12 protein-coding genes are annotated in these 12,897 nt (G+C 71.6%); 9 read left to right on the top strand and 3 right to left on the bottom strand.

What is annotated here, in order from left to right; all coding sequences use genetic code 11:
* Positions 1-8: 8 nt before the first annotated feature.
* The 3 genes from I5071_RS03530 to I5071_RS03520 form a co-directional block, all read right to left on the bottom strand.
* Positions 9-944 carry an SDR family oxidoreductase gene (locus tag I5071_RS03530; RefSeq protein WP_236607613.1) on the bottom strand — a complete coding sequence of 312 codons (936 nt, stop codon included), beginning with the start codon at positions 942-944 and terminating at the stop codon, positions 9-11.
* A gap of 181 nt (positions 945-1,125) precedes the next feature.
* Positions 1,126-1,959 carry a nuclear transport factor 2 family protein gene (locus I5071_RS03525; protein ID WP_236603953.1) on the bottom strand — a complete coding sequence of 278 codons (834 nt, stop codon included), beginning with the start codon at positions 1,957-1,959 and terminating at the stop codon, positions 1,126-1,128.
* A 182-nt stretch (positions 1,960-2,141) separates the two neighbouring features.
* Positions 2,142-3,065 (bottom strand): lysophospholipid acyltransferase family protein, encoded by a 924-nt coding sequence (locus tag I5071_RS03520; RefSeq protein WP_236603952.1) that lies wholly within the window; start codon positions 3,063-3,065, stop codon positions 2,142-2,144.
* 114 nt (positions 3,066-3,179) lie between these two features.
* Here I5071_RS03520 and I5071_RS03515 point away from each other — a divergent pair, with 114 nt between their 5' ends.
* The 9 genes from I5071_RS03515 (at position 3,180) to I5071_RS03475 (ending at position 12,885) form a co-directional block, all read left to right on the top strand.
* Positions 3,180-4,538 carry a M23 family metallopeptidase gene (locus tag I5071_RS03515; protein ID WP_236603951.1) on the top strand — a complete coding sequence of 453 codons (1,359 nt, stop codon included), beginning with the start codon at positions 3,180-3,182 and terminating at the stop codon, positions 4,536-4,538.
* Between the two features lie 108 nt (positions 4,539-4,646).
* Complete coding sequence (locus I5071_RS03510; protein ID WP_236603950.1) at positions 4,647-5,498, top strand: TIGR02147 family protein; 852 nt, start codon at positions 4,647-4,649, stop codon at positions 5,496-5,498.
* Positions 5,498-6,181 (top strand): hypothetical protein, encoded by a 684-nt coding sequence (locus I5071_RS03505; protein ID WP_236603949.1) that lies wholly within the window; start codon positions 5,498-5,500, stop codon positions 6,179-6,181. The genes I5071_RS03510 and I5071_RS03505 overlap by 1 nt, the downstream gene beginning before the upstream one ends.
* Before the next feature lie 150 nt (positions 6,182-6,331).
* Entirely contained in the window at positions 6,332-7,384 is a 1,053-nt protein-coding gene (locus I5071_RS03500) for a hypothetical protein (protein WP_236603948.1), read from the top strand.
* A gap of 141 nt (positions 7,385-7,525) precedes the next feature.
* The gene (locus I5071_RS03495; RefSeq protein WP_236603947.1) at positions 7,526-9,964 is read left to right on the top strand and encodes an alpha/beta hydrolase family protein; all 2,439 of its coding nucleotides are present in this window, start codon (positions 7,526-7,528) and stop codon (positions 9,962-9,964) included.
* Position 9,965: 1 nt separating this feature from the next.
* A complete protein-coding gene (locus tag I5071_RS03490; RefSeq protein WP_236603946.1) occupies positions 9,966-10,472 on the top strand; it encodes a hypothetical protein in 507 nt (168 codons plus the stop codon).
* Positions 10,473-10,530: 58 nt separating this feature from the next.
* The gene (locus tag I5071_RS03485; protein ID WP_236603945.1) at positions 10,531-11,250 is read left to right on the top strand and encodes a CHAP domain-containing protein; all 720 of its coding nucleotides are present in this window, start codon (positions 10,531-10,533) and stop codon (positions 11,248-11,250) included.
* A gap of 55 nt (positions 11,251-11,305) precedes the next feature.
* Complete coding sequence (locus I5071_RS03480; RefSeq protein WP_236603944.1) at positions 11,306-12,133, top strand: inositol monophosphatase family protein; 828 nt, start codon at positions 11,306-11,308, stop codon at positions 12,131-12,133.
* 80 nt (positions 12,134-12,213) lie between these two features.
* Positions 12,214-12,885 carry a hypothetical protein gene (locus I5071_RS03475; protein WP_236603943.1) on the top strand — a complete coding sequence of 224 codons (672 nt, stop codon included), beginning with the start codon at positions 12,214-12,216 and terminating at the stop codon, positions 12,883-12,885.
* The last annotated feature ends 12 nt before the right edge of the window (positions 12,886-12,897 follow it).

Here is a 12,897-nt window from a genome sequence, read left to right as displayed (position 1 = left end):
TTCCGTCGTCAGCCTTCGACCGCGCGCACCGTGTCTTCGAGCGAGAAGTGCGGGCGGAAGCCGAGGATGTCGCGGGCCCGCGAGTCGTCGACCATGCACACGTAGCGGATGTGATCGAGCTCGGGGACCGGGAAGCTCGTCATCCGCAGGTCCCACATGCGCTCGAGCAGCGGCTTCGCGACCGTCATCGGGATGCGCATCGGCGTCTTGCCGAGGATGCGCATGATGCGCGAGAGCGGGACCTCGCCGGGGCCCTTCAGGTTGAAGATGCCGCGCACGCCGGGGCGCAGCGCGAGCTGCAGCGCGTACGCGACGTCGCGCTCGTGGATGACCTGCACCATCGGATCGAAGCCGAGCATCGACCACGGGCGATCGAGGCGCAGGTAGTTGCTCGGCGCGTTGTGGACCGTGCCGAGGATGTGGCACGGGCGCAGGATCACCGTTTCGATCTCGGGGTGCTTCCAGAAGAAGCTCTGCGCGAGCATGTCGACCTCGACGAGGTCGCGGATCTCGCTGAAGTGCTGGGCCCCGAGCAGCGGCGCTTCCTCGGTGAGGAACTGCGGGTTGTCCGGGCTCGGGCCGTAGACGTTCGCGCTCGAGAGCAGCACGAGCTTCGGCACGCCGTACTGCGTCATGTACTCGAGCAGCTTCTGGAACGCGACGACGTTCCAGGAGTAGTGCTCCTTCCGGCTCGCACGCGGGTCGTGCATCACGCCGAGGTGCACCACGGCCTTGATGCCGCCGGCGCGGAACACGTCGCGCGTCTTCTTGCGGCGGAGATCGAACTGGTGGTGGACGATGTCCTTCGGCTTGCCGTGGAAGGGCCGTCGATCGATGCCGACCACCGGCCCGACGCGGTGGACCTGGCGCGCGACCAGGCGACCGAGGCGACCGCAGATGCCGGTGATCAGCACCGCGCCCTCGCCTTCGTCGAGGATGGGCATCGGGATGCCCGGCGACGTCACGTTCGCGAGCGGATCGATCGGCTCGGCGACGGGACGGCTCGGGGCCGGGATGCTGCCCGGCCCACTCTCGGTCGACGCTCCGCTCCCCCGCGGTGCGCGCGCGCTCGGACGCTTGAACTCGTTCACGCGAACCCCCCCGGGTCACGAGATCGTCTGGTGCTCATCCACTCGTCGCAGGCGCAGCCGCGCCGCCCTCGGGCGCGAGCACGGGCGCGCCGAGCAGCTCGAGCTGCGCCTCGAAGATCTCGCCCGCCGCGAGCGTGAAGCGGCTCCGCCCCCGCAGCGGCTCGGCGAGCCGCGGATCCATGTACTCCCACTCGACCACCATCGTGTGCGGCTGTTCGCCCGGCTGCATCGACACGATGCGCATCGCTCGCCAGGGGGCCGTCGCGAAGGTCTCGGCGAACCACGTGCGCACCGCTGCGCGGCCGTCGTGGCGATAGGGGTCACCGGTCTGCGTCTCGGTGAACGGCTCGAGCAGCGAGCCGGTCTCGGCGAAGAGCTGCGCGATGCGATCGGCATCGCCGCGGCCGTAGTGCGCGACCCAGCGACGCACGATCTCCGCGTCGTCGAGCTCGTCGGGCGACGCGGGCGCGTAGACCATCCGCACCTCGAAGCCGTTGCACCAGTTCGAGCGCTGCACGAGCACCTCGAGGAGCTGGCCGCTGCGGCGGACCTCGCCGGGGCGCGGCTGCTCGGGCCGACCGAAGCACGCCTCGGTCGAGGGCACCGTGACGCGCGCGATCTCTTCCATGCGGAGCTCGCCCGGCTGCTCGGGCGGCGAGACGCGCTGCACGACGGTCTGCGAGCACTCTTCGTTCGCGAAGGTCTGGTCGTAGGTGAGCAGCAGCGACTCGCCGTCCTGCTCGACCCGGAGCTCCTGCGCGAAGCCGCGCGACGCGAGATCGAGCGGGCCCTCGGTGCAGTGCGCTTCGATCCAGCGCCACTGGGTGCCGCCCAGGCCCGTCGGCATGTCGACGATGCGATGGGACATGCCGCCCGTCGTGTCGTCGCCCGACTCGTCGGGCAGCGTGGATTGCGTGCCGCCCCCACAGCCCGCGAGAAGGAGAACAGCCAGGATCCGAAGCGAGGCGCGCGTCATCACGGGGCGAAGAAGAGTACGCGCGCGCGGCTTCGTCAAGGTGTGGGAGAGAGCGAGCGCAACCGCTCGGATCCTCACCAGAAGATGCTTTTGCGCTCCTTGAGCCCGTGGTGCAGCGCCGACTGGATCGACTGCTTCACCACCGCGACCTTCTGCTCGATCACCGCGTCGTCGTCGTCGGGATCGCCCTCGAAACGCAGGGGCTCGCCGAACCAGAGGCGATAACGCGTGGGCAGCGGCACCGGCAGGCCGAGCATCACGTGCGGGATCACCGGGAACGCGGGCATGCCGAGCAGGCGCGCGAGCGGGCGGATGTTCGCGACCGAGGGGAGCTGCTCCTCGCCGCCGATCACCGCGACCGGCACGATCGGGGTGTTCGTCTCGAGCGCGAGGCGCATGAATCCGAGCCCGAAGTCCACGAGCTGGTAGCGCTGATCCCACGTCTTCGAGATGCCGCGCGAGCCCTCGGGAAAGACGATGAGCGCCTCTTCCTGATCGAGCAGGCGACGCGCGTTGTCGGGCGATCCGACGACCTGACCGCAACGCGGGAAGAGCACCGACACGAACGGGAGCTCGGCGCTCCAGCGCTCGACCATCGAGCGCGGGAAGCGCGGCGGCTCGGCGTCGAGCATCAGCGAGGTGCCGATCATCACGCCGTCCATCGGGATCTGGCCCGAGTGGTTCGCGATCACGAGGACGCGACCCTCGGGGATGCGATCGATCCCGTGGACCTCGGTGCGGAAGTAGTAGCGATGCAGGAACGCGGAGAGCGCGAGCACGTAGCGCGCGGTGCCGGGATCGAAGCCGAAGGGATCGACGCCGGCCTCGTTGGAGCTCGTGCGGATGCGCGCGAGGCGCGCGTCGAGCTCTTCGCCGAGCAGGTCCTCCGCGATGCGCACCATGCGATCGCCGAAGCGCGAGATGAGCGCTTCGAGGCGGGCCTGCGCGACGCCGCGAGGTGACTGCGAGAACGGGATGATCGACTCGGTGGCCGACATGGGGAGGCCATCGTGGTCATGCGCGCGAGGCGGCGTCAATGACGCGGTCTGGGGCCACCGCGCGCCGATTCTTTGACCGATCGATCCGGGTCTGGTCGGTATCGGGGCATGTGGGTGCGGCTGTCGTGCTTGGTGATCGTCGCGGGGATCGTGAGCGTCTCGATGCTCGTGCGTGCCGATCCCGATCCCGCGGATCAAGCGCGCGAGCTCGTCGAGAGCGCGACCGGGGATGCCGACCTCGAGGACGAGCACGATCACGCGCCGCGGCGCTTCGACTACTCGCGCTTCAGTGATGGCCCGCGTCGTGTGCCCACGCCGCGCGGGGCGTCGAAGGTGCGCGCCGAGCAGCTCGGGCTCGGCACGCGCGAGTGCGCGCACCAGCTGCTGCACGGTCGCCCGCTCGATGCGTGGGTCGCTGCATCGAACGGGCGCGAGCCTTCACGTCTGCTCTGGCCCGTCGACGAGGGTCGTTGGGTGCGCGGCTACGGCTACGTGCGCACCACGCGTCCCGATCTGATCCATCGCGGGATCGACATCGCGGCGGAGCCGGGCACGGTGGTGCGCGCGGCGGCGGACGGCATCGTCGCGTACAGCGACAACGAGGTGCGCGGATACGGGAACCTCGTGCTGATCGTGCACGCGAACGGGTGGGTCTCGCTGTACGCGCACAACGCGCGGACCACGGTGCAGCCGGGCTATCGCGTGCGGCGCGGCGAGCGCATCGCGCTCGTGGGGCGCACCGGGATCGCGCGCGGGCCGCACCTGCACTTCGAGCTCTGGCACGACGGGCACGCGGTGAACCCCGCCGCGCTCTTCGATGGTGGGCCGACGTTCGTGCAGCGCCTCGCGTCACGTGCGGCGGCGAGCGGGCGCGTCGCGCCGCCGGAGGAAGTGACCGCCGAGGATCGCCCGATCGAGGCGCCGCTGCCGCCGCATCCCGACGACGTCGTGGTCGCCGTCGCGAGCGCGCCGCCCGTCGCACCGAGCGCGCCGAGCGAGGCCCCGCTGCGCGAGCTCGACGGGCTCGAGCTCGGATCGCTCGCCCTCGCGCGTCGCCTGCTCTCGCGCGCGGCGAGCGACACGATGCTCTCGCACGTCGAGGGGCGCGTGTTCTCGACGCTGCTCTTCCCGGTGCGCGACGGAACGACCGCGCGCCCGTTCCGCTCGTCGCGCGCGCCGATGCAGCTCGCAGGTGCGCCCGATGCTGCGGTGCGTGCGGCCGCCGACGGGCTCGTCGTGTTCGCGGGTGAGCTGCCGGGCCGCGGTCCGTCGATCGTGCTCCTGCATCGCAACGGATGGGTCACTGCGTACGTCGGCGTCGGCGTGCTCGCGGCCGAGGTGGGCACGCGCGTCGAGCGCGGGGCGTGGATCGCACGGATGGGCGCGACACCGGTCGAGCTCGAGCTGCGCATCGGCGGCATCGCGCGCGATCCCGGCGAGCTGCTCTTCACGCCGACCGCGCCGATCCCCTGAGGTGCCTGCTGGCTCGCGGACTCACCGCCGCGAGGTGTATCCGGCGCCGCATACGCTTCTTCAGCGCGCGATCTGGAACTGCGATCCGCGGCGAGCAATGCTGATCCCGTGGCGCGCCGAAAAGCAGCCGAGATCAGCGTCTACGACTATCTCGATCATCGCGCGTTCCTCGGCGACTACTACGTCGCGCAGAAGGAGCGGGGGCGTGGGTTCTCGTATCGCCTCTTCTCGCGTCGCGCCGGGCTGCGCTCGCCGAACCACCTGAAGCTCGTCATCGAGGGGCAGCGCAGGCTCACGCCGGAGATGGCGGTGCGCTACGCGGCCGCGATGAAGCTCCCCGAGGACGAGTCGGCGTACTTCCTCGACCTCGTCGCGTTCAACCACGCACGCACGCCCGCGGAGCGCGCCGACACGTACCAGCGGCTTACCGGGCACCGTGGATACCGGAAGGCGCAGACGCTCGATCAGCGCCACGCCGCGTATTACTCGCAGTGGTACATCCCCGCGATCCGCGAGATGGCGATGCTCCCCGGGTTCCGCGGCGAGCCCGGCTGGATCGCGGAACGCATGGTGCCGCCGATCACGCGCGAGCAGGCCGCGAGCGCGCTCGAGACGCTGGTCGCGCTCTCGCTGCTGACGAGGCACGAGGACGGAACGCTCGCGCCCGCCGAGTGGGTCGTGAAGACCGAGGACGCGACGCGCGGCGTGCACCTCGCGTCGTATCACCGCGTGATGCTCGAGCGCGCGCGCGAGGCGCTCGATCACCTGCCGGGCACGACGCGCAATCTCTCCGCGATCACGCTGTGCACGAGCGCTGCGGGATACGAGCGCATCGTCGAGCGCGTGAAGCGGTTCCGTCAGGAGCTGATCACGCTCGCGAGCCTCGAGGACGAGGGCACGCACGTGGTGCACGTCGGCGTGCAGATCTTCCCGCTGACCCGACCGCCGGAGGCCGCGTGATGCGAGCCGGGGGGATCGTGATCGTCGCGGCCTTGCTCGGGTGCGCGCCGACGGATACGGGGAATCCACCGGCGGCGCTCGATCCGGGCGATCTCTCCGCGAACGTGATGTCCGGAATCGTCCAATTCTCGTTCGACATCGCCGGCGTACCGGGCGCGGTCGATCCGCCGGAGGGCGAGGTCTGGATCCTTCCTCTCGATCACGTCCTCCCGGTCACGCGGGTGCAGGTCGAGCCCGACGGCAGCTTCGCGCGCACGGGGCTCGTGGCGCGTGACGGCGGTCGCATCCGGTTCTGGATCGAGGCGCCGACTGGTCGCTCGGCACCTCTCGATCGCATCGTCACGATGGAAGGCCTGACCGAGCCGAGCAGCGCGCTGGACGACTGTGTTCGTCTCGAGCCGCCGCACGCGATCGAGCTCGCAGCAAGTGGTCACGCCTCGCTGCGCATCGAGAACACGTGCGGTGAGGCGATCCGGATCGCGCCGATCGCGCTGCGTGATCCCGAGGGCCCGTTCGAAGTGATCACGGATACGAGCGGCACGCTCGACCAGGGCGCGTCGGAGACGATCGAGCTCTCGCTGCGGACGAGCGATGGCGCACTGCAGGTCGATGCGCTCGACGTGGAGATGATCGCGCCGCGCACGGGCCGGCGCGGAGTGACGTTGATCGCGAACGCGCGCTGAAGAAAGTCAAAATCGGCTCGCCCGAGCACTCCAGCGCGCGCTGAGCGCGCGCCAGATCGATGGATCGACGAACGCGCGGCCGAGCTAGGCCGTCGCGAGCGGGCGTCGTGTCGCTCGGGGGTCGAGCGACACCGGATCAGAGAGGGATACATGAGCTCTTGGCATCTTCGGTTCGGACTCGCGATCGCAGCGCTCGGTGCGATCGGTTGCGGCAGCACCGCCGGGGCGGGCGATGCGTCGCTCCAGAAGGACGAGGCGGCGCAGGCCCACGGCGACCCGGCGCGCACGCGCGTGCTCTGCGCGCGACTCGGGCTCGGCGCGACATGCGATCTCTGCGACGCCGGCGGGTGGTACGGAGACGGTACGTGTGACGCGTACTGCGCGGGTCCGGACTCCGACTGCGGGCTCGATCGGTGCGGTGGGCTCGCGGGCACACCGTGCGATGCCGGTGAGGAGTGCGTCGACGATCCCAGCGACGACTGCGACCCCGAGCACGGCGGCGCGGACTGCGGCGGTTTCTGTCGGGCGATCTCGTGGGGCCCCTCGCAGTGCGGTGGCTCGACCGGTCTCGAGTGCCCGGACGGATTCATCTGCACCGACGACGTGCGCGACATCTGCAACCCGACGACGTACTTCGGCGAATGCCCGAACGTCTGCAGTCCCGATCCCGCGACCGAGCCTCAGGCGTGCGGCGGTTTCGCGGGCCTGCCGTGCCCCGAGGGCCACGTCTGCCTCGACGATCCCAGCGACGACTGCGATCCCGAGCACGGCGGCGCGGACTGCATCGGCATCTGCGAGACCACGTCGCCCGCGCAGTGCGGCGGCTTCGCGGGGCTCGCGTGCCCCGAGGGTCAGACCTGCGTCGACGATCCCAGCGACGACTGCGATCCCGAGCACGGCGGCGCGGACTGCATCGGGCTCTGCGAGACCGCGCCGAGCGCGGCGTGCGGCGGCTTCGCGGGATTCGCGTGCCCCGAGGGCTACGAGTGCGTCGACGATCCCAGCGACGACTGCGACCCCGAGCACGGCGGCGCGGACTGCATCGGCGTGTGCGAGCGCGCGAGCGAGCCGCCGCCGCGCCGGTGGTGCGGCGGGTTCGCCGGCCTCGAGTGCGACGCGGGCGAGCGCTGCGTCGACGACCCGAGCGACGACTGCGACCCCGAGCACGGCGGCGCGGACTGCATCGGGATCTGCGTGCGCTGATCGCGCGGAAGGACGATCACGGCGCGACCGCCGTGATCGTCGCGATCGCGAGATGGGATGCCGCCTCTGCACGCCGTTCTTCCGGCGCGCGGTTCCGTATATCCTCGGGGCGGATCTTTCCTTTCTCGAAGGAGAACGCCCATGCTCCGCTCGCGCGCTTCGCTCGCTGTCCTCGTCGTGCTCGCGGTGAGCGGATGCGAGCTCTTCGACCAAGGCGATCGACCCGACGGCGGGCCAGGGCCGGGCGATGCCGGTGTCGGCGATCCCTGCACCACCGGCGTCGAGTGCCGCACCGGGTTGGTCTGCGGCGAGGGCAGCACCTGCGAGCCGAGCGGGCTCGGCGTCGAGGGCGCGGTCTGCACGCTCACCGGCGACTGCGGGCCCGCGCTCTACTGCGATGCACGTCGCCTCTGCGCGCCCGCGGGCACCGGCGAAGACGGCACGGACTGCGGGTCGACGAGCGAGTGCGCGCACGGCCTCGTGTGCACGATCGAGGGCTTCGGCGGGCGCTGTCGTCCTTCGGGCTCGGGCGATCTGAACGACACGTGCGGGTCCTCGAGCGACTGCCTCGCGGGCCTCTCCTGTCTCGATCTCGCCGGCACGCGCTCGTGTCAGAGCCCGCCCGCGATCACCGGGGACGGCGGCGTGGGCGGCGAGATCCCGAGCATCCCGTATTGGCCCGGCGTGCAGTGCCAGACCGACGAGGGCACGCCGACCTCGTACTTCCGCGTGCCGCGCGGCACCGCGGACGACGGCGACTTCCATCGCCTGCCCTTCCCCAACGACGTGCGTCGTCGCGACGGGCACATCGATCTGAGCGGGCATCCGACGCCGGGCACCGCGCTGCCCGTCGACGTGCTCGGCCGCCACATCGACGCGATCGAGGAGGACCTCGACGGCTTCGCGACGAACCCGGTGATCTACTTCCGGTTCTCGCGCGGCTACGACGGCGCGTCGATCGGCGATCACGTGCGCTGGCTCGACATCACGCCGGGCTCGCCGACCTACGGACAGGCTCGCGGGCTCGCGTGGATCACGACGTTCGGGCCGATCACGCGGTACATCTGCCCCGACTGGGTCGCGTTCCGATCGGGCCACGGCGATCCGCTTCGCCCCGGCACGACCTACGCGATGATCCTGACGCGCGGCATCACCGCCGCGGAGGGCGGGCCCGCGTTCGAGCGCGACGAGGACTTCGACGCGGTGATGAGCGACACCGCGCCGAGCGATGCCGCGCTGACGCACGCGTGGGATGCCTATGCGCCGCTGCGCGCGTTCGCCGCGTCGGGCGCGATCGACGCGAGCACGATCCTGAACGCGGCGGTGTTCACCACGCAGACCGTCGAGAACGTCGTGCCCGCGCTGCGCGAGACGATCCGCGCGCGTCCCGTGCCGGCGCTGAGCGACGTGACGACATGCGGCGAGGGCGTGACCTCGCCGTGCGACGACGGGACCGATCAGCGTCGATGCGGCGCGCCGAACCCGGCGTTCACCGAGATCCACGCGCGCATCACGCTGCCGATCTTCCAATCGGGCACCGCGCCCTACGAGACGCCCGAGGACGGCGGAGGCATCGTGCTCACGAGCGACGGCAGCGCGAGCGTCGTGCGCGAAGAGCCGGTCTGCATGGTGATGACGATCCCGACCGCGGCGCGTCCGGTGGACGGATATCCGGTCGTGATCACCGCGCACGGCACCGGCGGGAGCTTCACGGGATCGGTGGGCTCGCTCGCCGAGACGTGGGCGAGCGCGGGCGCGGCGATGATCGCGATCGACATGCCGCAGCACGGATCGCGTCGTGGTGGATCGACGCGCGATCCCGAGAGCCTCGTGTTCAATTTCACGAACCCGCGCGCGGCGCGCGACGTGTGGTTCCAGGGCGCGTCCGATCTCATGGCGCTGGTGCGCTTCGCCGAGGGCCACTCGGACGCGTCGATCGACTTCGACGGGTCGCGCATCGTGATGTGGGGCCACAGCCAGGGCGCGACCCACGCGTCGCTGATGACGCCGTGGGAGCCCGGCGTGCGCGCGGTGCTCTTCAGCGGGCTCGGGGGCGATCTCACCGAGTCGCTGCTGACGAAGACCGAGCCGGTGAACATCGCGCGCATCGTGCCGATCGCGCTGCTCGATCCCGACGGTGCGGGGAACCTCGCGGTGGGCGACTACCACCCTGCCCTCGCGCTCGTGCAGGCGTTCTACGAGCGCGTCGATCCCGTGAACCTCGGTCGCCGCATGTGGCGCGAGCCGTTCGAGGGCGACACCGGGCGCGAGATCTTCATGACCTACGGGCTCGGCGACTCGTACTCGCCGGAGCGCACGATGAGCGCGTTCGCGCGCAGCGCGGCGCTCCCGCTGGTGCTCCCGGAGCGCGTCGCGATCGGGCTGCCGACGATCGCCGCGCCGCTGAGCGGCAACGTCACCGTGGGCGGCACGACGCGCACCGTCGGGCTGCGGCAGTACGCGCCGCCGGAGGGCGTGGACGGGCACTTCGTGTCGACGCGCAGCGAGGAAGGTCGCGCCGACGCGACGCGCTTCGTGCTCGAGGCGCTCGCGGGCGAGACGCCGACGATCGGTGAGTGACGTGAGCGACGCGCAGCACTTCGTGCGTCCGCCCGAGGGCCGCGCCGCCATCGGGTGCGCGACGCTCTTCATCGGTCTCCCGGCTTTGAGCGCGGTGCTCACGCTCGCGGAGCGCGGCCTGCTCTTCGCCGCGATTCCGGTGGCCCTCGCGCTCGTGCTCTTCGCGCTCGTCTACTACGTGTTCAGCGAGGAGGTGCGCGTCGAGCTCGACGAGCACGGGATGCGGCTCCGTCGCACGCGCGTGCTGCTCGGTGCGCGTCTCGCGGAGAAGCTCGACTGGGAGATCCCGCTGGCCTCGCTCACCCAAGCGCGCGAGGTGCACACCCGCACGCCGGCGAGTCGCGGCGGATGGAATCACCGCGCGGTGCTGCAGCTCCCCGAAGGGCGCACGATCGACGCCACGGCGCTCGGCGGCGCGGAGGACTCCCAGAGCGCGTTCAATCGCCTCTCTCGCGCGCTCGCGAAGCGCCTCGGCGATCGCTTCGAGCGCCGGTCCCCGACCACCTGAAGCGCCCATCGCGAGCCGGCGCGGAAATCGATCGCGCCGCTCGTACGTCCGACCCCTCGTGACGTCCCGCGCCGCGCTCGTCCTGGTGCTCGTGATGCTCCCGAGCACCGCGCGCGCCCAGGCGCCGTGTGTGGGCGTGACGTGCAGCCTGCACGGGCTCTGCACCTCGGAGCAGGGCGAGGCGTTCTGTGCGTGCGACGAGGGGTTCGACGCGGTCGGGCTCGAGTGCGTGAGGACACGTCGCCGCGCGCCGGCGTGGTCGCCGTCGAGCGCGGTGCGCGCCGTCGAGATCGCGCTCGGCGAGGTCGATCACGCTCTCGCGAGCGTCGGTCGTGCGCGGCGCGGTGAGCCCGGCGCGCTCGCGTCGCACGTACGCGAGGGCGCGCTGTGGTGCAGCGACTTCGTGTCGTGGGTCTATCGCGCGGCGGGCGTGCCCTTCACCGGCGGGAGCCGCGGCGGGTGGCTGCTGCCGACGAACACGTCGATCCGGCGTTGGTTCGATCGCCGCAGCGCCTACGTCTCGCGCGCCGATCACGAGTGGCGCACGTTCGTGCCGCAGCCCGGCGACTACGTGCGCATCTCCACGCCGACGTGGGGCCACAGCGCGATCGTGCAGCGCGTCGACGGCGAGACGCTGCACACGATCGAGGGCAACGCGGGCGGTCGCGTGCGCCTCGTGCACTACGCGCGATGGCGGGCCCACGCGCGCATCGACGGATTCGGATCGCTCGCTCGCGCGCACGCGCCGCGCGTCGTGCCCGCGATGGTCCAGCGCTGATCGCCGTCGCGCGGAGGGTTGCGCGACGCGGGGCCCACGTGCGATTCCGTCCACCATGAGCAAGGGGGGATTCGATCTCGATCGCATCGGCGGACGGCGCGCGCTCGCCGAGCTGATCGACGAGGTGCTCGTCGCCGGCGACGCGGCGCGGCGGATGTACGAAGCGGGGATGATCCGCTGGACCGATCGCACGCGCGTCGAGCGCAAGCCCGATCGATCCCCGGTGACCGAGGCCGATCGCGCGGTCGAAGAGCGCCTCTCCGGGTTCCTCCGGCGCCGTTATCCCGACACCGCGTTCCTCGGCGAGGAGACCGGCGAGAGCGGCCCCGAGACCGCGGGCATGCGCTGGGTGCTCGATCCGATCGATGGCACGCGCGCGTTCGTGCGCGGCACCGAGACCTGGTCGGTGCTGCTCGGCCTGCTCGCGGACGGGCATCCGGTGCTCGGGATCGCGTACATGCCGGCCGCGGAGGATCTCTTCTGGGCAGTGCGGGGCGATGGCGCGTGGGGCAATGGGCGCCCGCTCGCGGTCTCGCGCGTGGGCAAGCTCGAGGACGCGACGATCTCGCACGGCACACTGCAGCAGTTCACCGGCGCCGCGATGGTGCCCGCGCTGCAGCGCCTCGGAGAGCGCACCGAGTCGCAGCGCGGCTTCGGTGATTTCGACGGATACCGCCGGCTCCTGCGCGGTCAGGTCGACGCGATGATCGATCCCGCGGTGATGCCCTGGGACATCTGCGCGGCGTCGGTGCTGGTGCACGAAGCGGGCGGCGTGCTGACGAGCTTCGACGGGCAGCCGACGATCTTCGGCGGGGGCGCGGTGGCGTCGAACGGGCTCTTCCACAAGGACCTGCTCGCGCTGCTCGATGAGCCGTCGCGCTGAGCTTCCCCTGGGGGCTGCGCGCCCCCCTGTCGACCCCCGAGCTGCGCGCGGGTCCTCGGCCCGCTCGCGGGGTGCACGCTGTGCGATCGACTCCTGCAGCGTCTGAGATCGCGCGGGCGATCGCGATCGGCGCGGCGCTGATCGCGACCGTCGCGGTCGGGATCGAGGTCGCGTCCTACGAGTCGGCGCGCGCGGTGTGGAGCGCGGAGCGGGCGAGGCTGGGCAGCGCGCAGTACGACGCGGCGCGCAGCGACGCGGCGTACGTGGAGGTCGAGGCGCGCCGCGGTCACACCCGACGCGCGTCCGAGATCGCGGCCGTCGCGATCGTGATCGCGGCATCGCTCGCAGGCGGGACCGGCGACGCGCGGCGCGGGACGTCGTCGCGTCTCTTGCTCGCGAGCGTCGCCGACGTGCTGGTGCTCGGCGTGCTGATCGCGATCGCGATCGTCGTGCCGGGATCGATCGCCTCGCTCGCGATCGCCGACGCGCTCGCGCGAATCCTCCCGGCGATCGCGCTGGCGCTCCCGATCGCGCTGCTCGCCCGCGGCGCATCGCCCGGCATGCGGGTCGCGCGTCTCGCGATCGATCCTCCTCGTCCGCTGCGCGCGGTGCTCACGATCGTGCTCCTGCCGATCGTCGCGCCGTGGATCGTGCTCGCGGCGCTGCCGCTCGCGATCGTCGCGCGGCGGCGTGATGTTCGCGTCTCGCTGGTCGCGCCGCACCTCGCGCTCGCCGGCATCACACGACGCTGAGCGGTCGCGTAT

Source organism: Sandaracinus amylolyticus (genome assembly GCF_021631985.1).
GTDB classification, from domain to species: domain Bacteria; phylum Myxococcota_A; class Polyangia; order Polyangiales; family Sandaracinaceae; genus Sandaracinus; species Sandaracinus amylolyticus_A.
The sequence above is the reverse complement of the archived record's forward strand: the minus strand, read 5'-3'. Positions and strand labels throughout refer to the sequence as shown.